The 22,613-nt window shown below is 51.4% G+C and carries 17 protein-coding genes; 12 read left to right on the top strand and 5 right to left on the bottom strand.

The genetic code is table 11. The annotated features are described in order from the left end of the window. The first annotated feature begins 719 nt into the window (after positions 1-719). From JOD24_RS13535 to JOD24_RS13520, 4 genes are all read left to right on the top strand, one after another. The gene (locus tag JOD24_RS13535) at positions 720-2,333 is read left to right on the top strand and encodes a peptide ABC transporter substrate-binding protein (RefSeq protein WP_380164831.1); all 1,614 of its coding nucleotides are present in this window, start codon (positions 720-722) and stop codon (positions 2,331-2,333) included. 589 nt (positions 2,334-2,922) lie between these two features. After that, positions 2,923-3,831: a C40 family peptidase gene (locus JOD24_RS13530; protein WP_380164827.1), complete on the top strand. Its 909-nt coding sequence runs from the start codon at positions 2,923-2,925 to the stop codon at positions 3,829-3,831. Positions 3,832-3,978: 147 nt separating this feature from the next. Beyond that, positions 3,979-5,136, top strand: coding sequence for a C39 family peptidase (locus JOD24_RS13525; protein WP_380164825.1), 1,158 nt, complete (start codon positions 3,979-3,981; stop codon positions 5,134-5,136). A 675-nt stretch (positions 5,137-5,811) separates the two neighbouring features. Then, complete coding sequence (locus tag JOD24_RS13520) at positions 5,812-7,329, top strand: class I adenylate-forming enzyme family protein (RefSeq protein ID WP_429247087.1); 1,518 nt, start codon at positions 5,812-5,814, stop codon at positions 7,327-7,329. Between the two features lie 67 nt (positions 7,330-7,396). Here the strand turns inward: JOD24_RS13520 and JOD24_RS13515 are convergent, their stop codons facing one another. Further along, complete coding sequence (locus tag JOD24_RS13515; RefSeq protein ID WP_380164821.1) at positions 7,397-7,762, bottom strand: DUF423 domain-containing protein; 366 nt, start codon at positions 7,760-7,762, stop codon at positions 7,397-7,399. Between the two features lie 335 nt (positions 7,763-8,097). Here JOD24_RS13515 and JOD24_RS13510 point away from each other — a divergent pair, with 335 nt between their 5' ends. From JOD24_RS13510 to JOD24_RS13495, 4 genes are all read left to right on the top strand, one after another. Next, the gene (locus JOD24_RS13510; protein ID WP_380164819.1) at positions 8,098-10,035 is read left to right on the top strand and encodes a heavy metal translocating P-type ATPase; all 1,938 of its coding nucleotides are present in this window, start codon (positions 8,098-8,100) and stop codon (positions 10,033-10,035) included. A gap of 235 nt (positions 10,036-10,270) precedes the next feature. Continuing rightward, positions 10,271-11,527 carry an MFS transporter gene (locus tag JOD24_RS13505; protein WP_380164817.1) on the top strand — a complete coding sequence of 419 codons (1,257 nt, stop codon included), beginning with the start codon at positions 10,271-10,273 and terminating at the stop codon, positions 11,525-11,527. Positions 11,528-11,602: 75 nt separating this feature from the next. Beyond that, positions 11,603-12,307 (top strand): helix-turn-helix domain-containing protein, encoded by a 705-nt coding sequence (locus JOD24_RS13500; protein WP_380164815.1) that lies wholly within the window; start codon positions 11,603-11,605, stop codon positions 12,305-12,307. 139 nt (positions 12,308-12,446) lie between these two features. Further along, the gene (locus JOD24_RS13495) at positions 12,447-13,706 is read left to right on the top strand and encodes an MFS transporter (protein ID WP_429247086.1); all 1,260 of its coding nucleotides are present in this window, start codon (positions 12,447-12,449) and stop codon (positions 13,704-13,706) included. A 144-nt stretch (positions 13,707-13,850) separates the two neighbouring features. On the opposite strand, the gene JOD24_RS13490 is transcribed toward JOD24_RS13495, so the two are convergent. From JOD24_RS13490 to JOD24_RS13480, 3 genes are all read right to left on the bottom strand, one after another. Further along, positions 13,851-14,369 (bottom strand): NfeD family protein, encoded by a 519-nt coding sequence (locus JOD24_RS13490; RefSeq protein ID WP_429247085.1) that lies wholly within the window; start codon positions 14,367-14,369, stop codon positions 13,851-13,853. 112 nt (positions 14,370-14,481) lie between these two features. Next, positions 14,482-14,931: a hypothetical protein gene (locus JOD24_RS13485; protein ID WP_380164809.1), complete on the bottom strand. Its 450-nt coding sequence runs from the start codon at positions 14,929-14,931 to the stop codon at positions 14,482-14,484. 42 nt (positions 14,932-14,973) lie between these two features. Continuing rightward, positions 14,974-15,267, bottom strand: coding sequence for an antibiotic biosynthesis monooxygenase family protein (locus JOD24_RS13480; protein ID WP_380164807.1), 294 nt, complete (start codon positions 15,265-15,267; stop codon positions 14,974-14,976). A gap of 200 nt (positions 15,268-15,467) precedes the next feature. Between JOD24_RS13480 and JOD24_RS13475 the strand changes: the two genes are divergently transcribed. From JOD24_RS13475 to JOD24_RS13465, 3 genes are all read left to right on the top strand, one after another. Continuing rightward, positions 15,468-16,526: an ABC transporter ATP-binding protein gene (locus JOD24_RS13475; protein WP_380164805.1), complete on the top strand. Its 1,059-nt coding sequence runs from the start codon at positions 15,468-15,470 to the stop codon at positions 16,524-16,526. Between the two features lie 5 nt (positions 16,527-16,531). Next, positions 16,532-18,049: an ABC transporter permease/substrate-binding protein gene (locus JOD24_RS13470; protein ID WP_380164971.1), complete on the top strand. Its 1,518-nt coding sequence runs from the start codon at positions 16,532-16,534 to the stop codon at positions 18,047-18,049. 434 nt (positions 18,050-18,483) lie between these two features. Continuing rightward, positions 18,484-19,254, top strand: a complete 771-nt coding sequence (locus JOD24_RS13465) for an SDR family NAD(P)-dependent oxidoreductase (RefSeq protein ID WP_380164803.1) — start codon at positions 18,484-18,486, stop codon at positions 19,252-19,254. A 117-nt stretch (positions 19,255-19,371) separates the two neighbouring features. Here the strand turns inward: JOD24_RS13465 and JOD24_RS13460 are convergent, their stop codons facing one another. Continuing rightward, entirely contained in the window at positions 19,372-21,618 is a 2,247-nt protein-coding gene (locus JOD24_RS13460; protein ID WP_380164801.1) for a transglycosylase domain-containing protein, read from the bottom strand. A gap of 299 nt (positions 21,619-21,917) precedes the next feature. Between JOD24_RS13460 and JOD24_RS13455 the strand changes: the two genes are divergently transcribed. Beyond that, positions 21,918-22,343: a DUF2621 family protein gene (locus tag JOD24_RS13455; protein ID WP_429247084.1), complete on the top strand. Its 426-nt coding sequence runs from the start codon at positions 21,918-21,920 to the stop codon at positions 22,341-22,343. Positions 22,344-22,613 lie beyond the last annotated feature (270 nt).

The raw sequence follows: 22,613 nt of genomic DNA, 5'->3' as shown, positions 1-22,613 counted from the left end.
AAGGTCGGGATGGTGGGACGGTGAAGAGCCTTTGCACCCATAGGGCACAAGTCTCGCCAGGGTCTCTTTCCGCTCCCGGGTCTCGCTATGCGTTCTTTGCAAGAGATCGTAGCCGCCCCACCATTCCCGTCCCACTCAAGCCATATTTTACGATGGGGCAGTGGGAAGAGCGAAAGGTCGATTTAGTTTCCTTCACCCATTTACTGGTTAATCAACAGCCCTGATTCTATGTGAAACCCCATCCTCCCTCCGATGTCTTGCCCCGCTTTCGGGATAGAACTTGCTGGTCAAACCCGAGGGGACCGTCTTTTCTTAACACTTGAATTGACCGGAAGCCCTAGGGGCAACATTCTTTCTTGTGTTTTTCGCTTGGCTTTTCCACCCTATCTGATCGGAGGATTCTTAGTCTCCACTTTCTTGCCGGATGGCAACGGTCGCATAGGTGAACAGGATCTTCTCATGCCCAATATGTGGCTAATCAACACACATGTCCACCTTTCCCTGGGTTCCCTTAAAAAGGATTTTTGGTAATGACGCCCGATACAATAATTGTTCCCGATTTGCGGATATTATCCATAAGTCGGATCAACACACGATGGGTTCTAGTTCCGTTAAATTTACTTTTCCGGAAACTATCTCAGCGCTATTTTTTTTGTTCAGTTGGTAGTAGGATGGGTTATAACCAACTAAATAAACAGGGAAACTAGGTGATTGAGAGAATGAAAAAAGTCGGATGGATCTTGATGGCTATGACTCTGGTCTTGTCTGCTTGTGGCGGGCCGGCACCTTCCGAACAATCAGGACAAGGGGAGCAGAAGGTACTGGGGATGTCCGAGGAGCAGGAACCACCGATGTTGGATAGTGCTAAGAGTTCTGACGGTGTTTCGTTCACTGTATTGGCCAACACCATGGAGGGATTAATGACTCTTGACCCTCACAAACGGCTGGTGCCAGGGGTAGCCAAAGAGATGCCAAAGGTGAGCCAGGATGGAAAGACGTATACCTTCCATCTGCGGGATGCCCACTGGTCGGATGGTTCTTCGGTCACAGCGCAGGATTTTGAATATGCTTGGAAGCGGGCGCTTAATCCCAAAACGGCATCCGAATACGCTTTTATTTTCTATGATATAGAAAACGCGCAAAAGTACAATCAAGGGAAAGGGAAGGCTGAAAGTGTCGGGGTGAAAGCGCTGGATGACAAAACTTTGAAAGTCACCTTGCAACATCCCGTGCCCGCCTTTCTGAGCAAAACCACGGTTCCCTCCTTCTACCCGCAAAAAAAAGCTTTTGTGGAGAAGATGGGCAAACGTTATGCTCAAGAGACGGACACGCTGTTGTACAACGGTCCTTTCAAACTGGCGGATTGGAAACACAACTCCGGATGGAAATATGTAAAAAACGAAGGATATTGGGACAAAGATCGTGTCAAGCTGGATGAGGTCTCCTGGAAAGTGGTGAAAGATCCGGGGACAGGAGTGAACCTCTATAACACCGGAGAACTGGATGTTACCAAGCTGGGCGGAGACTTTTCCAGCCAGTTTAAGGATCGGAAAGATTTCAAATCGGTCAGCGGTGCCTCCCTGGGTTATCTGGTGATGAATCAAGAGCAGAAATTGTTTTCCAATGAAAAAGTTCGCCGTGCAGTGGCTTCGGCTATTGACCGAGAGGCCCACTCCAAGGTGGTATTGAAGGATGTGGCCCCGGCAGCCTACGGCTTTGTTCCACCTGGAATCACGGGAGATGGGGAGAAAACTTTCCGGGAAATCGTTACTGAAAAGAAACCAAAAATGGATCCGGCCACAGCGAAAAAACAGTTCCGAGAAGGTTTGCAGGAATTGGGGATGAAAAAGGCACCTCAACTGGAGTATCTCACCGATGACACGGAACTGAACCGGAAGACCGCCGAGTTTATTCAGGAGCAGTTGAAGCATCAGCTGGGGTTGGAAGTGAAGGTCCGGACGCAACCCTTGAAAGCTTATCTGGACTCCTTGATGAAGAAGGATTATGATATCGCCTTTGCCACCTGGGGCGCTGCATACAATGATCCTCTCTATTTTATGGATGTGTGGAGGACAGATGGGCCTTATAATTATGGGGGTTGGAGTGATCCGGAGTATGATCGGTTGCTCCGTGCAGCAGAGGATACTCGCGACTTGGAGAAACAGGTGAGAATCGCCGGGAAGGCGGAACAGATTTTGCTGGAGAAAGCGCCGATGGTTCCCCTGTATTATCGCTCCTACACTTATTTGTGGAGGGAAAACGTCAAAGGCCTGGTCCGCCCCCCAGCAGGTCCGTCTTTTCTGCTGAAATATACCTCTGTGCAGGGCTGTTGATTAACCAGAAAATGGGCGGCGGAAGGGAGTCGTGTGCTGCCATAGCGAGACCTGGGAGCGGAAGCGACCTTGGCGAGACTTGTACCCTATGGGTGCAAAGCGACCTTTGTACCATGGGCACTACAATCCAAAGGAGCTGAAGCTCTAGATGAAGGTAGCCATCCTACCCAGCGGAGAATCTGGAGAGAGGGCGTTTAGGGGCAACATTCTTCCCTGTGTTGCTTCCGTAAGGCTTTGCCCCTGCCCGATCGGAAGATTTGGAGCGGCCAGTTTTCACTTCCTTGCCGGATGGCAACGGTCGCGTGGTAGAACACGATCTCCCCATCCAAAATATGGCTAATCAACACGCCTGACCTCTGTGGAAAAATGAACAAAGGGAAAAATCCTGTCGGGAACAGCCGACAGGATCTTTTGAATATCTCCGGTATGGGGAGAGTGTACGCAGCGTGGAGAGGCTTGCTGTCTATGAAAGTCATATTCTCGCAAGTGGATCCATATATATGAAAATCATCATCTTATCCAATTTGTAAGACCCGGTTTCCGGTTTTCGTTATGGAGGTGGTCTCTGTTACAGGACCGGGAGGATGAAATGAAATGGAGGAATTTGATGGTTTATCATCCTGACAAGAAGGTGATGACTTCCCTGACCCTGGTCGGTTCCCTGCTGTTGGGTACTCAGTCAGCCCAAGCCGCGACCATCCCGGAGCAGGATGAAAAAACAGATTCCCATGTGAACAAAGGTCGTCAATCGGTTCAGAAAATCCCCTCTGTGCAACAAGCCCCTCAGAAGATGGAGTTTCATGTGCTCTCTTCCGGGATCCGGATGCATATGGGGGCGAACCCAGGCTCCAGTGATGCTAAGGGATCCGCAGGTTATTACGTAGTCAAAAAGGGAGACACTCTGAGCAAAATTGCGGCGAAACACCAAATCGGTTTAAAAGCGCTGTTGAAGAAGAATCCGCAGGTGGAAAACCCGAACCGGATTTATGTCGGGGATCGGATTCGTGTGGACGGATCTGTGAAATCTTCGGCTGACATCTCTACCTCAGCATCAGCGGAGGAATCTCAAGACAGGAAGGGAAAGACCCAGCTTTCTGGAAAATCCCAAGCTCAAGGGCAGGTACAAGGAATGGCGAATGCGATCATCCAAGAAGCACGTGGCCTCTTGAATGCCTCTTATCAGTACGGGGCGGAAGGACCTGAGCGTTTTGACTGTTCCGGATTCACCCGGTTTGTATTTAAACAAAAAGGATATGATCTTCCCCGGACCAGCTCTGCCCAAGCCGCTTACGGATCTGCAGTCAGCCGCTCAAACTTGAGAAAAGGAGATCTTGTCTTTTTCCGGACCGGGGGTGGAGGGATCAGCCATGTCGCCATCTATATAGGGAATGGGAAGCTGATTCATGCCACCAATCCCCGAAGTGATGTCACCATCAGCAGTCTGAGTGAACCTTACTGGAGCGAGCGCTATGTCAGTGCCCGTCGCGTGATTCGCTGAAAAAAACCGCCCGTTGTCCGAAGAATTGGATGACGGGCGGTTTTCCTTTATTTCAGATTTTTAGTCAGATATTTCTAACTAATTTGCAGGAACGAGGATCTGAAGGGAGAAATGTTTAGAGAACCCATTCGATCAGGAGGTGTCGGAATGAAGGAGCGGTTGGGGTTTGTAGCTCTTTCATTGTTATTGATCCTGGGAATCTGGTCACCGATGGCAGAGGCTCAGGGAAAAGTGGGCAATAAGAGTTTCCGGGAAGTGAAGGATTTTAAGGGTGGACACTTTGATGGCACTCATAAAAAAGGATCCAACTTGGTGTTGAACCGGAATCGGCTTCACAAGGGCACCGATCCATCGGGCCGATATCACGGCGGTGATTATTATTATGGCCGTTGGACGGCTCCGGTGGATGCAGTCGATTTTGATGAGGGAATCGCTTCTTGGCAGGCTGTGACCCCGGAGGGGACCTGGGTGGAGGTGGAGCTGCGGGCCCGGACGGAGGTCGGGTGGACAGGCTGGTATAGTATGGGGGTTTGGCATTCCCATGATCAACCCTTCCCACGGCATTCGGTCAGCGGACAGAAGGACGAGCAGGGCCGGGTGGCGACGGATACATTGCTGATGAATCATCCGGCTTCCCAGGTGCAAGCCCGTGTCACCTTGTTTACTGAGAACCGGCTTCTCACCCCGACATTTCGTTCGTTGGGCCTCACCCTCTCTCTGGGAGAGAATGAGCCTGGGCGGGTTCCATTCGGGGGTGTGCCTTCTTCACTGGATGTTCCGATGCGTTCTCAGATGATCTATCCCGATGGCGGGGAAGTCTGGTGCTCTCCTACTTCCACATCCATGGTGATGGCATATTGGGCGAATATCACAGGAAAGAGCCAGTGGAATCGATCGGTGCCCACTGTGGTGAAGGGGGTCTGGGACTCCGTTTATAACGGGGCTGGAAATTGGCCATTCAATACGGCGTATGCCGCTTCCCGGGGCTTAGAGGGCAAGGTGGTCCGAATGGAGAATATGGCTGAGCTGGAAAGATGGGTAGAGACGGGAGTGCCGGTGATCATTAGCTTGGCTTTTGAAAAGGGGGAACTTACCGGTAGTCCGATCCAAAGTTCCAACGGTCATCTGTTGGTGGTGCGAGGATTTGACAAGCATGGGGACGTTCTGGTCAATGACCCGGCGGGGCCGGCAGACGACCAGGTTCGGTTCACTTACAAGCGGTCGGAGCTGGAAAAATTGTGGCTGAAACATTCCAATGGAACCACCTACCTGATCTATCCGCCGCGGTGGAAAACTCCGAGGTAGAATTTATTCTTGTGTGGAACCTTCCTGAAAAAGAGGGATTTCTTGAAGGAAAACTAGCGAAAAATGGGTTGCTATTTTGTGGGAAAGGGAAATGGTAAGAGGTTTTACTTTGCGTTTTCCAGGGACTTCATGGGGTTTGGATAGGTAACGGATAAGACTTTATGGTGAAAAAATGTCGTTTATTGTCGAAAAAACCTGTAGATATTTAAAAAAAGCAATGGATGAATTAAGATAATTTATATCAAGGCTGTTGGTTAACCAGAAAATGGGCGGCGAAAGGGAGTCGTGTGCTGCCATAGCGAGACCTGGGAGCGGAAGCGACCCTGGCGAGACTTGTGCCCTGTGGGTGCAAAGCGACCTTTGTACCATAGGCACTACAATCCAAAGGAGCTGAAGCTCTGGATTAAGGTAGCACCACAGGCACTACAATCTCGATAGCAAGGTTTCCATCCTACCCGGCGGAGAAGTCTTACGAGAGGGCGTTTAGGGACAACATCTTCCCTGTGTTGCTTCCGTGAGGATTTGCCCCTGCCCGATGGTCAGATTTGGAGCGGCCAGTTTTCACTTCCTTGCCGGATGGCAACGGTCGCGTGGGTGAACACGATCTCCCCACCCTAAATAGGGCGAATCAACACGCCTGAATTTATATACTAAATTGCTACTTAGGAGGTACATATGGCTGTTATTGGAGATTTGTTGTTGCATCGAGCCCGACTATCGCCGGAATGGGAAGCTCTGGTATCCTCTACGAAACGATTCACTTACCGGGAGTATAATGCCATCGTAAATCAAACGGCTCATTTTCTGCTTCGGATCGGGGTGAAAAAAGGGGATCGGATTGCGGTGATCAGCAAAAACAGTCACCCACTGCCCATTGTCTATTTGGCAGCGGCCAAAGTGGGAGCAGTCACTGTAGCTCTGAACTGGCGGTTGAAGACAGATGACTTTCGCTATATTCTCCAGGATTGCACCCCTAAAGTGCTGTTTCATGACGGGGACTTTGAACAGGTCACCCCGTTGTTGGGTGAGTTTTCTTTTATCGAGATGGAGGTTTGTGTAGCTAACGGGGAGGATCCCTCTGCTTTTGAACATCTGGTCGAAGGGTATCCCGTCACCGAACCGGAAGTGGATGTACAGGAAGAAGATCCCGTCTTGATTATTTACACATCGGGAACCACCGGTCGACCCAAGGGAGTGGTCTGTACCCACGCCAATATCTATGCCGGTGGTTTATCCAACACGATGACCTTGGATTTGCGGGCGCAAGATCGCTTTCTCTTCGTCACTCCTCTCTTTCATATCAGCGGGATGATGTTTATCATCGGTTGTTTGATCCGGGGTATGGCCTTGGTAGTGGGTAACGAATTTCATCCCTTGAAGATTTGGGATCTTATCCGGGCGGAAAAAATCACCGGGATGATGTCCGTTCCTTCGATGCTGAGCTTTATGTATGAAGGGGTGAAATCACAGGAAGTCGATGTTCCGGATCTGCGGATGATCTTATGTGGAGGATCCTTGGTCCCGGAAAATCTGATTCGTGGGATGTATGAATTGGGATACCAGGTGGTTCAGGTATATGGGGCCACGGAATATACCGGTGCAATTACTTATTGGACGCCTGATATGGGATTGGAGAATTGTGACTCGGTGGGGAAATCGGTCTATTTGACGGAGATGAAGATCCTGGATCCTATCACAGGAGAGGCTTTGCCCTCGGGAGAAATCGGCGAAGTGGTCTGTCGGGGTCCGTTGGTTTTCGCAGGATATTGGAACCAAGAAAAAGCGACGGAGGAAGTGATCCAAAAAGGTTGGTACCACACCCGAGACGTGGGCTGGATGGATGATCAAGGATTGCTTTATGTAGTGGACCGTTTACGGGATATGATTATCACCAGTGGGGAAAAAGTTTTCCCGGCACAGGTGGAACAGGTCCTCTCTCAATTGGAAGACGTCATGGAGTCGGCGGTCGTGGGGGTGGAGCATCCAGTATGGGGCGAGCTGGCTCGGGCTTATGTAGTCAAGAAAGCGGATGCCTCAATCACTCCAGATGAAATTCTTCGCCATGCGCGTCAGAACCTCCCCGATTATAACCTGCATGAAGTGGTTTTCGTCGATGAACTCCCCAAAAACGGTATGGGCAAGGTGATGAAATACCTGCTGCGAGAGTATGCAAACAAGCAAAAGCAAGTTTGACTGCTGGAAACCGAACATATAAAAACCACCCGCACCATCAAAATGTGGGTGGTTTTTATATGTTCGGCTATTTCATGGCCGCGATGGCGATCAATACCCAACCGACCAGAAAGGAGACTCCGCCGATGGGAGTGATGGCCCCCAAAATTTTTACGTTGGTTAAGGCCATCACATACAGGCTTCCAGAAAACAGCACAATTCCTGCCAACAGGAGCCAGCCGCCGGCGGGAAGCAGAGAAGAGGGACTGACCCGGCCCATCAGCAGACCAACAAACAGGAGTCCCAAGGCATGGATCATGTGATACTGAGTCCCGGTTTGCCAGTTGGCCAGCATGCGTTCAGATATTTTGCCTTCTAGGCCATGGGCGCCGAAGGCCCCGAGGGCGATGCCCAAAAACATGTTTATAGCTCCGAGAAGGATGAACAGTTTCATCCCACTATCCCCCCTTAGACGGAGTAACCTTTTTTCAGTATAAATGTTTCCTCCTTGAAACGCACGCGGATTCACCTCTTTGACAAATGTGTGCAGAATCAGCTATAGAGGATTGTTTTTATTGGGTATCACCTGCGATAAGGTGTTTACATATAATCAGTATTACTTTATAATAATTATAAACTACTTATGGAGTCCAAACTGAAAAGAAAAAATCGATCCTACTTCTTGTGTTTGTCATGCTGTTTGCCGGGTTCGGCGAGCAGCATGTGTTGCTTTCAGGGAGGATAACAATGAATTTTATTATCAACTACAGCAGGGGCAGGTGTTTATGAATGATCAATACGAACGTGAAAACGTCGGTTCAGATCCCTTCCGGCTTGAAAGAAAAACCATCATATAACGATCACCCCCATCACAGGTCTGATTTTTTTACCACTCATGGGGAAGCGATCGCAGCAGGTCTCAGTGGCTTGTTGATCTTGCTGGCTTGGTGGAGCGAAGGGAACTTTGGAACCCTCTCCGTTATTTTGTACCTGACCGCTTATGTGATCGGAGGATTTGCCAAAGCTCGAGAGGGGGTGGTCTCCCTTGTAAAAGAGAAGAAATTGGATGTCAATCTGCTAATGCTGTTGGCAGCCGCTGGAGCAGCAGGGATCGGGTATTGGGCTGAAGGGGCGCTATTGATCTTTATCTTCGCCTTGAGTGGGGCTTTGGAGACGTATTCGGAGCAAAGAAGCCGTCGGGATTTGTCGGCCCTTCTCTCATTGAAGCCTGAGACGGCCCGGATTTGGGTGAAGGGAGAAGAACGGGAGGTCTCCATCGACCAACTGCGTGTAGGGGACTGGGTTCTAGTGAAACCCGGAGAACAGATTCCCACCGACGGAACGGTGATCCGGGGGGCATCGGAAGTGAACCAGGCCACGATTACTGGGGAATCGGTTCCGGTGGAAAAAAGCGAGGAGATGGAGGTTTTTGCCGGCACGATGAATGGAACGGGCTCTCTCCTCATCCGTGTGGACCGTCGGGCGGAGGAGAGCACCTTTGCCAAAATCCTGCGTCTGGTTCGGGAAGCGGAGGAACAGGCGCCCCCTTCCCAAAGTAAGATCGAACGATTGGAAGGGATCTATGTTAAAGCTGTGCTAGGGGTGACCGGTCTGTTGCTTCTTATCCCTCCTGTTCTCCTGGGATGGAGCTGGGGAGACACGGTTTACCGGGCGATGGTGTTTATGGTGGTGGCTTCCCCCTGTGCTGTGGTCGCCTCCATCATGCCGGCGGTCCTCTCCGCTATGTCCAGTGGTGCCCGCAAAGGGCTACTATTTAAGGGAGGGGCTTATGTCCAAACGCTCGCGCAAGCCCAGGTAGTCGCTTTTGACAAGACGGGAACCCTGACCCAGGGGGAGCTTGCGGTGACCGACTTGATCCCGCTACAAGAGATTGATGAGGAGCGGCTGTTGCAAGAGGCAGCGACGCTGGAGTCTCTGTCGGAGCATCCTCTGGCCCGGGCCATCGTCGGCGAAGCGGGTCGGCGGGGAGTCACCTTCCGACAACCCGAACGGTTTGAATCCCAAACCGGCCGGGGTGTGGAGGCGGAGTGGGACGGACAGGTCCGGCGCTTGGGCAAGCCGGCGTGGCTCTTGCCTGAGGGAATGGGGACCGATTCGTTGATGCGATTGGAGGCGGAAGGCAAGACAGTGGTCTGCCTTGCCGGTGAAGCAGGCCCTATGGGGTTGATCGCTTTCAAAGATACCATCCGTCCGGAAGCGAAGGCCGCCGTGGAACAGTTGCAGAAGCTGGGGGTGACCCCTGTGATGCTGACTGGGGATCGTCAACAAACTGCCGAGGCGATCGCCGGACAGGCCGGAATCGAACAAGTTCGTGCAGGATTGCTTCCGGAAGAGAAAGTGAAGGCGATCCGGGAGTTGGAAAAAAAATATGGTCCTGTGGTGATGGTGGGGGACGGAGTGAATGATGCGCCGGCCTTGGCGGTTGCCTCTGTGGGCATCGCCATGGGGGCGGCGGGTAGTGATGTCGCTCTAGAAACCGCCCGGGTGGTCCTGATGAATGATGATCTGAACAAGGTGGCGGAGGCGATCGCCCTTGGCAAACGAACCTGGAAGATTGTTCGGCAGAATCTCTTCTTTGCACTCGGGGTGATCGCACTTCTGATCCTTACCAACTTCATCCAGGGGATCCCATTGCCCTGGGGCGTGGTCGGCCACGAAGGTAGCACCTTACTGGTGATCCTGAACGGTTTGCGACTGCTGAGGTAATAGAATAAGGGAAGGTAAAAAATCCGGTCCTGCACTCAGGACCGGATTTTTCGTGGGTAAACATAAAAAAACCTTACCGGATTTTTCGTGGGTAACATAAAAAAACCTTTACTAAAGATAATTTCATCGCTAAAATTTATTTCAATGGGGAGGAAATCCGTTCTGGTGAGGAGTGGGCCGACTGGAGCCGATGGGATGGCATCGGGTTAGGATGGGTTTAAAGGGGGAGAGGCAAGTGGGGAATTTGGCGGTAAACACGGGGGTGGAAGCGGAAAAGCCTGCGGTTCCGTTGCTTCACAATCGCCAGTTTGTGATGATGTGGCTGGCGGGTACCCTGTCTGGGTTGGCCTTGTCGATCTATCTATTAACTGAGTCCTGGTATGTGGTACGGGGATTGGGGCGTCCGGAGGGGTTGGGATGGGTATTGATGGCGACCACCCTGCCCCGGGTTTTCCTGATGGTGATCGGAGGCGTGGTCGCTGACCGTTTTTCTAAAACGCGAGTATTGTTTGTGTCGGATTTTACCCGATGCGTACTGGTGGCAGGGATGGTGGGGTTGTTGGCCGCCGGAAGCCTTCCCTATGGGGGATTGATGATTTTTGCTGTGTGCTTCGGTGTTTTGGATGCTTTCTTTTGGCCGGCGTCCCAATCCCTTCTCCCGGCTCTAGTCGCCAAAGAGCAGCTCACTCGGGCTAACGCCCTGGTACAGACGACTCAGCAGGTTTCCATGGTGGTGGGGCCGGCCGTGGCGGGATTTGCCGTCGCTTATGGCTCCTTTACTGCTTCCTTCGGGTTGGCGGCTGTGTTTTTGTTGCTGGGAAGTATTGTCATCCTGTTTATCAAATTGGAATCGGCGGGTAGTAGTCTATCCCGGCCCGCCACCTCTCCATTGCAGGAGCTACAGGAAGGACTCCGATATGCCCGGCAAACCCGGTTTGTGTTTGTCATCATGGGGATTAGCTTGTTTACCAACCTGGTTTTGACCGGTCCGGGACAAATCTCCCTTCCGGTGATGGTGGATCAGTATCTGCAGGGGAATGCGCTGGATCTCAGCTATTTGGAAAGCGCTTTGGCCGGTGGCATGGTTCTGGGAGCCGTGTCGGTCGGTTGGCTCAATCTTCGGCGCAGACGGGCGGTCAGCAATATTATCCTCATCAGTCTGGTGGGGGTGATGCTGGCGCTCTTCGGGCAAGTGAGCACCCTGTGGCAGGCCTTGCTGGTGCTGATCCCCTTTGGTGCCTTCCTGTCGGCAGGCAATATTCTGTCTAGTTCCCTGATTCAGGAAAGAGTGGAACCAGATAAATTAGGGAGGATCTCCAGCCTGCTGTCCACCGGTTCGATGGGGCTGATTCCTCTTTCCCACGGATTGGTTTCGATCATTCTGTCCATGGGGGTTCCGATGCCCTGGATTCTTCTGGTGGCAGGGGTCCTCATGACTCTCTTTATGTGGTGGGTTCTATGGCAGGTGAAGATGGTGTGGACTTGGGATTGAAGCCCTGCTCGTACCGGTTGAGACGGGTGTGTTATCCTGAGAAAAAGGGTTTCAGGAACAAGGAGGCACCCGGTTTTGACCAAATGGCGAAAGGTAGATAACATCGAGTGGATGAAGCTGATCTCGGATCCCCGTCGACATCGGATCCTGCATCTGTGCACCGAGGAACCGCGGACGGTGAAACAACTGGCGGAAGCCTTGGGGGAACAGCCTTCCCGTCTCTATTATCATGTGAACAAACTGGTGGAGTTTGAGATGCTGGAAGTGGCTGAAACCCGTCAGGTGGGGAACCTGACGGAGCGAGTTTATCAAACCGCCAATCTCGAAGATGTGATTTACCGGACGGATCCGAAAGTGTGGGCAGAGAATCCCCATCTGGCCATCGCAGCCATCCGGCAAAATGTAGATCCCGGTCTGAGGATGTTTGCACAGATGACACGGATCTTGCAAGAGCGGGAGCAGGCGGGGCAGAGGATCGAGAAGTTTCCCTATCAATTGAGCATCAATAGCCAAAGCGAATACATCACCGCTAAAGAGTGGATGGAATCTCTCAGGCGGGTGCACCAGGCCTGGTCGAAGGAGGGGGAAGAGATCACCCAGTGGCCGGATCCCGATTTTCCCTATCCTTTTGATGAGGATGAAAATGAAAAGGGGACCTACCAGTACGTGCTGATTAGTTACCGAATCGAAGATGCCCAGAAGCTGGGGCTGATTCCCCCATATGGGGAGGAGGAAGCAACGAAGCAGAAGAAGGAAGAAAAAAACGACAGACCTGAGTAGAAGGATAAGACCTAGGTCTGAGAAAAGCCCCGTCTAGACGGGGCTTTTTTGGTAGCTACTTCACAGGCCTTTAGAGGAAGTGGGGCGGGGAAGGGGGTGGTATGATGGCGGGGAATAACGGTGGAAATCAGGTGAACTTATGGAACCTCTTTTGAAAGATCGGAGAATCTATCTGTTGTTGACAGCCAACATTGCCTCCTCTGTAGGTACGGGGATCTCGGGAATCGCCATTCCCTGGTTCTTGATTCAACAGCCTGGTGGGGAAGCGGTGTTTGGATATCTGATGTTTGGGATGACGGGGGTTTCTTTCCTGCTTTCTCCCCTCATCGGCGTGTGGGTAGACCGTTTCTCCCGCAAAGGTTTATTGCAGTTAAATCAATTCCTGGGATGGGCGGTGACGCTCCCCTTTGCCCTTTGGGGATGGTTCGAGGGGACCTTTGCTCCCTGGCAACTGGTAGTGGTCAGCGCTTCCAGTACTCTGTATTACAATCTTCACTTCCCGACCCAGTTCGCCCTTGTACAGGAGATCTTCGACCGCTCCCGATATCGGATCCTGAACAGCTTGTTGGAAGTGCAGAGTCAGGTGGCGACGGTGATTAGCGGGGGCCTAGGGAGCCTGTTGTTGGGTGTGGTGGATCTTCATTGGATTTTGTTGATCAACGCAGCTACTTTTTTGTTCGCTCTGATTCTGATCTCTCTCCTCCCTTACAGGCATCCTGGCAGGCAGACAGCGCTCCCCCCAGGTGCAGGTGGATGGTGGAACGATTTCTCTCAAAGCCTATCCTATCTGCGTAGCCGGAGGGGGTTAACTCTTTTTTTCTTTTGCACGATGCTTCCCTTTATCGGGGTGATGGCTAGTAATTATCTGAATCCCCTCTATGTGGTGGATACTCTAAAGTCGGATGTCATAGTGATGGGATTGCAGGAGATGTTGTATGCCGTCGGAGCGGTGACGGCGGGCTTCACCCTCCCCTGGCTGGCACGCCGCTGGGGTTCCTATGTTGCGCTCCTCATCACCGTAGGACTGTTCACGTTGTCGACGGCGGTCCTGGCTTGGGTCCCGATGGTGGGGGTCTTCCTGACGATGAAGGTACTGTTCGGTTGGGGCAATGCCGGGACCCGAGTGGCCCGCAATACCCTGATGATGGAGCGAGTGCCCAACTCCTTCATCGGCAGGGTGAACAGTTTTTTCCAGGCCCTGGGGTATATCTTGCGAATTTTATTTCTGGGTCTTTTTACCCAAATGGTTCCCGAGCGAGGGGCCGCTTGGGCCTACGGGATCCTTTTTTTTCTGATGGTGGGAGCCTGGATCGGCGTGGTGTGGGGGCGAAGGGTGGTGCGAGATACACAATCGGAAATTCCGAAAGAGGGGGTGGTTACGAAAGCGAAAGAAAGATAATCTCAGTTTGCCATAAAAGCCTGCACATCGCAGGCTTTTATGGCCGAAGGTATAGCCATTCCTGATCGTTCTCCTGTAGGACTTCTTCGCTGAATCGATTGGTATTCAGGTGGTAGTGCCTCCTATTCAAGGGACACAATGGGTTCACTCCTTATCGGGGTGAGGTTCAATCGGGGTGACCCACAGGATGGACTCTTCCACCTTGCGAATGATCACGGAGGCCCCCTGAGGGATCGGATGATGATAATGACTGAAGGCGATCTGGTTGGTGTGTTTGTCACCTGTCCAGATCAGCAATTCTCCACAACCTCCGGCGGGAATGGTCGTGGTCACCTTCCCCTGCCGTCCGATCAAATCGGCGGAACTCTCCGCATTTCCTATCGATTTAGCCCCCCGAAGGTATAGTAGGAAAGTAGCCACCCCAGCTAGCCCCAAGGCCGATAAGCTGAGGAAGCTCCCCTTCAAGGGGGTGGTTTTTGACAGGATGAGGCCCGCCGTCCCGAAAACTGTCAAAGCTCCTACCCAGATCATCGGGTGGAACAGAGGAGCACCGCTCGTGACTCCCTCCACCAATCCCTCTAGCAGGTTCCCGATGATCCAGGATAGTGCGGTGAACAGAATTCCGACCAGAAAACATCCCCAAAAAACAAGGGTCCAGTCCATTCCAGTATCCCTCCCGGAACATAATTGTCGTCTTATATTTACGGATCAGTCGCCTATAAGTTTCACCTGAAATAAAAAAATCCGCCGACCTGAAACGGCGGCGGCATCCGACTTATTGGAATTTGAAGGTGACGACCAGAAGGATGAAGACGAGCAGGAGCAAAGTTAGGTTGAGGAGGTTGATATAACGCTTGACAATTGCAGTCTTGGCTGTGGAATCGGTCTCTCCCTGCAACTTTTTGAAGAGTCGGCCGCCGTAGATCGGGAAACCGACCACATAGGCGAGGACGATCAAGCTTGCAAACCGTTCTTTAATGACCAGGTACAATGGTTTCATATCACCTTGGATCAGCATATACAATCCGCTGATCAGAGCAAGGACGGCCACGGGAACCATCATGCGGACATTCAGATTGTGAACGTTTTTCAGGCTTTGGTCCATGGAGATGCCTGTATCATGTAGTTTGGTCGATTTGCGCAACCAGACGGTCATCACCGTCAATCCACCAAACCAGCTGGCGACACTCAACACATGGACAAACAAGGCAATTTTGTAATCCATCATGGGTTCTCCCCTTTTCTTAGCATCTGTGGTTCAACGGATTTAGCCGATGAGGATCTCAAACCCTTCTGCACCGCTGTTCTGTGAGGGGGCTGAGCCTTTGCGTCCTCCGTGGGCTTGGGTGAAGTGTTCACTCTCCGTCCAGCGAATAAAATCCTCCTTGCTGTTGAAAACCGTCTCTGCCACCAAGTAGGTTTCATCCTCCGCTTTCAGGAGTCGAAAGGAAATGAAGCCGGGCACCTGTTTCATACTTTCAGGAGCCCGACGGAAGCGCTCCACCAGTGACTGTAGGCGTTCTCGAGAATCTACCGAAATCCGATTGTTTACTTGATACATAGAACCCTCCTCCTTCTCCTTCATTTTACACAAATTCACCGGAGTTTTGTCCCCTTTCTGTCAATCGCTACGGACTGGACAGAAAAACTCATAACTTTGTCATATCCATTGTTCCGGCTAAAAAACAGGTTTTCACATGAAGGGAAACGGAAAGGGATATAAAGATTATGTTCGCTGTCAGCAAAGGGGGAGGGCTTCTTTTGATCACATTTTCCTCCGTGTCCAAAACCTATGAGGATGGCACGGATGCGTTGACATCCCTGGACTTTGACGTGAAGGAAGGGGAGTTTTTTGTCCTGATCGGTCCCAGTGGCTGTGGCAAAACCACCACCATGAAACTGATCAATCGCCTGATTGAACCGACAAAAGGGGAGATCCTGTTCCACGGACGGGAAATTCATACCTTGCCTATCCATGAACTGCGCTGGAATATTGGGTATGTTCTGCAACAGATCGCCTTATTCCCCCATATGAGTGTGGCGGAAAATATCGCCGTGGTCCCGGAGATGAGAAAGTGGGATCGGCTCCGGATCCACCGACGCGTGGATGAGCTGCTGGAGATGGTGGGGATGGAACCGACTGCCTATCGGAACCGAAAACCGGCGGAATTGTCCGGAGGCCAGCAACAGCGGGTCGGGGTAGCCCGGGCCTTGGCGGCGGATCCGGATCTGATCTTGATGGACGAGCCCTTCAGTGCTCTGGATCCGATCAGCCGGGAACGACTCCAGCAGGACATCCGGAGTTTACAGCGGGAGATTCGCAAGACGGTGGTGTTTGTCACCCACGATATGGACGAGGCCCTAGCTTTGGGGGACCGCATCTGTCTGATGAAGGAGGGGAGAGTAGTCCAAATCGATACGCCGGAAGAGTTGCTTCTCCACCCGGAGGATGACTTTGTAAAGCAGTTTGTCGGTGATCGCAAGAGTCCTTGGATGACCGCTGTCGAGGTGATGGTGGACCGGCACAGTCGCCTGGTGACTGATGAAGCGGAGGCCGACCGTTGGACCGGCGAAGAGGAGCCCCTGTTTCTCCGGGGAGAAGGGAACCGCTTTTTGGGTCGCTGGGAGGGAGGAACCCTGCATCGGGATGTGCCAATCCTTTCTCATGACACCTGCCTGCAGGAGGCCTTGGGTGTTTTCCGGGAAACCGAGTGTGATCAATTGCCTGTTCTCCAAGGGGAGGAGTTGGTCGGTGTATTGAGCTGGCGGAGCATCGTGGAGTATTTGGAACAGGTGGATGCAGGGGGGCGGAGGTCGTGAATATTTTGAGCGAGTGGTTTCAGTTGCTGCAAAAACGCTCTGATATTCTGCTGCAAACTACTTGGGAGCATCTACAACTCTCCCTTCTTTCCCTCCTGATTGCCGTGTTGCTCGCCCTGCCTTTGGGGGTCTGGTTGACACGGAGACAGCGAGTGGCGGAACCGGTGATCGGAGTGACAGCTGTTTTGCAGACGATCCCGAGTCTAGCTTTGCTCGGATTTATGATTCCCCTGATCGGGATCGGGAAAACCCCGGCAGTCATCGCCTTGACTGCATACGCCTTGCTACCGATCCTCCGTAATACATATACCGGCATCCGGGAAGTGGATCCGGCCCTGATCGAAGCTGCTACAGGGATGGGAATGAGTTCCTGGCACCGGTTGGTCAAGGTGGAGTTGCCTCTGGCGATGCCTGTGATCATGGCGGGTGTCCGGACGGCGATGGTATTGATCGTGGGCACCGCCACCCTGGCCGCACTCATCGGGGCGGGAGGACTCGGAGATCTGATTCTGACGGGGATTCAGCGAGCGGATAACGGCTATATCCTTTTGGGGGCGATTCCGGCCGCGCTTTTGGCTCTCTTTTTTGACGGAGTGCTTCGGTTGACAGAGAAAAGATCACAGAAGGCATCCTTCAAACCGATCCTCGTGGTGGTGGCCGTGGCCGCCCTGGTAGCGCTGGCTCCTCTGGTTGCCACCGGATCGGGAGGAGATCTAGTGATCGGTGGTAAGTTGGGTGCGGAACCAGAGATTTTAATCCATATGTACAAGCTCTTGATTGAAGAGGAGACGGATCTGAATGTCAAACTGAAGTCAGACCTGGGAGGTACCGACTTTTTGTTCAAGGCTCTGCAAAAAGAGGATATCGATCTCTATCCGGAGTTTACGGGTACCGCCATCACCAGCCTTTTGAAGGAAGAGGCAGTCGGTACGGATCAGGATCAGGTGTATCGCCAAGCTGCGGAGGGGATGAAAAAGAAGTACGACATGGTGTTGTTGAAACCGATGGCCTACAACAATACTTATGCTTTGGCGGTAAGTCAGGAAACAGCGAAAAAATACAACCTCCACACCATCTCCGATCTCCGGCCTCACGCTGCGGATCTGACGGCAGGATTTACCTTTGAGTTTAAGGACCGTTCCGATGGATACCAGGGCATTCGTCAAAAATATGAGCTGACCCTGCCTCATATTCGGACCATGGACGCCGGACTGCGCTCGAAAGCGATTCAGAGCGGAGATGTGGATCTGATCGATGCCTACTCCACTGACGGTTATATGATCGAATACAACCTAATAGCGCTGAAAGATGATAAAAATCTGTTCCCGCCTTACCAGGGAGCCCCCCTCATGCGACAGGAGACCTTGGAGAAACATCCGGAACTGGAGAAGACCCTCAACCGACTGGCAGGGCAGATCACAGAAGAGGAAATGCAACGGATGAACCACCGGGTCGACTTTAAAGATGAAGATCCGGCCCATGTAGCCCGGGAGTTCCTGGAGAAGAAAGGATTGATAGATTGATACTGGCTTTATATATGAGGACAGTTTGATTTATTGGGAATGAAAAAAATGGAGTCAACGCTCCTGTATCAACCCGGGAATGCAGGTGTAAAATGGATGGAAGAGCCTGAAGTCCAGTGAGGATCCAGTAAGACGGTTCTTCTACCAAGGTAGTTGATTAACCAGGGAATGGGCGGCGAAACAAAGCTGACCTTTCGCTCTTCCCCTTGCCTCTATCGTAAAATATTGCTTGAGGGGACGGGGAGGGTGGGAGGGCTACGATCTCTTGCAAAGAAAGGATAGCGAGACCCGGGAGCGGAAAGCGACCCTGGCGAGACTTGTGCCCTATGGGTGCAAAGGCGAATCAAAGCCCCACCATCCCGACCCTATTTCCTAGCTGATATGGTTAATCAACACGCCTGTTCTTCTACATTGAATTTCATGGAGGTATTCAAATGACCCATTTATCTGGAAAAGTCGCGATTGTGACAGGCGGAGCTTCAGGCATTGGGTATGCGATCGTGCAACGTTTGCTAAATGCAGGTGCTAAAGTAGCGGTTGCAGATTTGAACAGCGAAAAGTTGCAGGAACTGGAAGAAAAGCATCCAGGAAATTTAATTGGATCTGTAACCGATGTCACGAAAGAAGCGGATATTGAAGCATTGGTCCAAAAAACCGTGGATACATTTCAGAGATTGGATTGTGCATTCAATGTGGCGGGTGCTTCCAAAGAGGGAGCGATTGTTGAGCAAAGTGAAAAGGATTGGGATTTCACAGTCGATTTATGTCTCAAAGGTGTATTTTTGTCTTTAAAACATGAAGCGAAATATATGAAGGAACACGGTGGGGGAGCGATTGTAAACGTGGCCTCATTAAATGCACATGTACCTATGTTTTATGGGGCAGCGTATTCATCGGCAAAAGCCGGAGTGGAAATGTTGACGAAAAATGCCGCTTTGGAACTGTCGCAGCATGACATCCGAGTCAACGCCATTCTGCCTGGATTGGTGACCACTCCTCTCACGAGCGGGTTAACCGGTGTGGAAGCGATTAATGAAGCATATATGGAACGTATACCCATGAGACGAGCTGCTGATCCCGATGAAATCGCAGGACCTGCGATGTTTTTGGTCAGTGATGACGCCTCTTATGTGAATGGCGCAAGCCTGCTGGTGGATGGTGCCTGGGCTGTTAGTGGTTATCCAGATCTGAGCAAGTTCAAGTAATTCCACTGCTACGGCAGACTTTATCCTGTCTATTAGTCGAAAAAATAATGTGGCCTGTTTCTGTATAAGACAACCCCACTGCCAGTCGGCAGTGGGGTTGTTTGGAGGGCCTTGGTTTTATCCGCCGTTTTCATTTCCACCGGGGTTTCCTCCCTGGTCATTGCTAGGGGGTGGGTTACCGCCGCCATTGTCACCGCCGGGGTTCCCGTTGTTGCCATCATCTGGCGGTCCGTCGTCGCCGCCGGGTGTGTCGTCTCCCCCTTGGTTATTCCCAGGACGCCCAGGTGGTTGACTGGGAGGAGGGGTTCCATTCGGATCCCCAGGTTGTCCCTGGTTATCTCCGTTAGGGTTCGGATCGGGATTCGTGTTGGAGTTATTTCCATCGCGTTTTTGTTCCTGTTGGCCTTGATTGTCATCACCGTGGAAGGTTTTCCACCCGCCATCGCCAGAGTTGTTGCTGTTTCCTTTGGAGGTGCCGCCTCCAGAGGATGTTTTGAACCGACTGACCTTGGTTCCTTTCACAGCATCGCTCATCACTTGGTGAAAGATCCTCGCCGGGTATTCACCACCGGTCAGATCCACTTGGCCGCCATTGTCATTGAAGACGGTGGTAGCCATCAAATATTCCGGAGTATACCCCACAAACCACGCAATTTTGCTACCTTGGGTGGTCCCTGTCTTGCCCGCTACATCCCGGCCATCGGGGAGTTGAGCATTCTGTCCGGAACCGTAGTCCACGGCATACTTCAGAATCCGAGTCATAGTTTGAGACGTGTCTTTGGAGAAGACCTTCACATCTTTTTTCACTTTCTTCTTGGGTTGCACCAGATTGCCGTCTACATCCAGGATTTTGGTAATCGTATGGGCTTCATTATACTTGCCATTATGAGCAAAAGTGGAGTAGGCTTGGGCCATCTGTACGGTATTGACCCCTTTAGTCAGACCCCCCAGTGCCAAGGGCGCTGGCGATTTGTCCGCCGATTCCAGATTCAGGCCTAGCTTTTGCCCGTATTTGTAGCCTTTGTCTATACCCACCACTTCAGTGAGCAGGCGTGCCGTCGACGCATTGAGGGATTTTGCAACAACGACTTTTAAGGGAACTGTGCCATGAAAGGTCCGGTCCATGTTTCGTGGTGACCACCCTTTATAGGTAAAGGGATCATCGGATACCATGCTGTTTTCATTGTACCCTTTATCTTGGATAGCAGGTGCGTACACCGTCAAAGGCTTGATCGATGAACCGGGTTGAATCGGGGCCAAAGCCCGGTTGGGAAAACCGGGAAGGTAATGGCGGCCGCCTCCGATAGCAGCAATCGCCCCGGTTTTAGGGTCGATCAAGGTGGCTCCGGCATCCAACTTGTCGCTTCCCTTGTAGAAGGAGTCATCCTTGAGAGCTCGCTCCAAAGAGAGTTGCGCCTTTTTGTTTAAGCCGGTGTATATTTTATACCGCCCGTTCACCAGTTCTTGTGAGTTGAGGCCGTAACGCTCTTCCGCCTCTTTCAACAAATGTTCCCTGTAGGCCTGGAAATTTTCCGGCTTCTTGTATTTATTGAGGTGTTTCTGGTCGATTCCCAGGTCTTTTTTCTGATACTTCTCTTTCTCTTCTTCGGTGATCAATTCAAATTCAGCCATCTTTTTCAGCACCACATTGCGTCGCTGCTTGGCAGCCTTGGGGTTTTGATAGGGGTTGTATCCCTCGGGAGCCTTGGGCAATCCCGCTAAGAGAGCGACCTCGTGGGGCTCTAGCTTTTCTTTGGTCAAATCCTTGCCAAAATAGATTTTGGATGCCATTTGAATTCCGGATACGCTGTTTCCCAGATAAATATAGTTCAGATAACCTTCCAAAATTTCCTTCTTCGTGTATTTGCGCTCCAGGTTGTAGGCAAGAGTGATTTCGCTTACCTTACGCATGAAGGTTTTGTCTTTGTCGTTGAGAATCAGATTGCGGGCTACCTGCATCGTGATCGTGCTCCCGCCCTCAGCGGGACTCATGGTGAGCAAGTCCACTGCAAGGGCACGGCCGAGACCCTTCAGATCTGCCCCGTTATGTTTGTAGAAGCGTTCATCTTCCACATAGACAAAGGTTTTTGCCAAATCCGGGGTTTTTACCTTGTCTAGTTCCACATACTCTCTTTGCTCATCTCCCAGGGTGGTTGCTTTTTTTTCTTGATGGTCATAGATTGTGGTGACGAATTGCATGTTTTTTAAGCTTTCCAGGTCGTAAAGGTTGGTGGTCATCATCACAGCGGTGCATCCCCCCATGATGATGAGCAGCGTGGTGGAGAGAACCAGCATCCACCATTTTTTGGTCATCATCGCCTTCCAAAATAACCGACCCATGGATTTTAATTTTCGAGCGTTCATCCCTTTTCTCTCCTCCCAAGATACAATATATATCATACTGGAAGTCATTAAGAAACAGAACCTTTTTCCTGAGAGATGTTTAGATTGGTTATATTTTATATTTCTGGGTCGTGCGTTTCCTTTCTTCCCACAGGTCTTCCCCGGTTGCTCGGGTGCCAGATCTCAGCTTGCAGGGAGTCTGGATTCCATCCTATAATAGTCAGTGAAGTGTTTTTTGGCCCCCTCTGAAGGGGAATGGTGTATGTCAAAATAACAGATACTGTCCGGGTGCTTTTGTGCCCCTGCTGAGGTGGTTCACCATGCCGGATTGGATCCTATGGGTGATGATCCCCTGGTTTTTGTTCATGGTCTGGTTTTTTGCGACCGGCGGTTATTTCATGTTCCGCAAGTTTTTGAAGGGCATGCCTAAAGAAGATGGCAAGTCGGATTTGGACTGGCAGGATTATTATATAGAAAAAACCCGTCATCTGTGGACCGAGGAACAATTAGCTCTTTTGGAAGAGTTGACCCAACCGGTTCCCAGTCCTTTTCGTGACACTGCCCAACGCACCATCGCTGGGAAAATCGGGCAACTGGCCCTTCAGGAAAAGGCGGATCGGATGAGTGAGGGTCTGATCATTCGCGGCTATATCCTGGCCACACCTAAACGGGATCACAAGTGGTTGATTGAAACCTTGAACAAAAAAGAGGTCGATCTGACTCCTTATCGGGAGCTGCTACAATAACCTCAGGGTCTCACCTATCATCGGATGGGTGAGACTTTTTTTGTTGCTGGCAACCAGGGCTGTTGATGAACCAGAAAATGAGCGGTGGAAGGGAGGCGTGTTTCTATCAAAGTGACTTTGTACCACAGGCACTACAATCCAAAAGGGCTGAAGCCCTAAATTAAGGAAGTACCATAGGCACTACAATCCAAAAGGGCTGAAGCCCTAAATTAAGGAAGTACCATAGGCACTACAATCCAAAAGGGCTGAAGCCCTAAATTAAGGAAGTAC

Origin of the sequence: Kroppenstedtia sanguinis (assembly GCF_050433445.1) — a bacterium.
In the GTDB taxonomy this organism is placed as follows: Bacteria; Bacillota; Bacilli; order Thermoactinomycetales; family DSM-45169; genus Kroppenstedtia; species Kroppenstedtia sanguinis.
The sequence above is the reverse complement of the archived record's forward strand: the minus strand, read 5'-3'. Positions and strand labels throughout refer to the sequence as shown.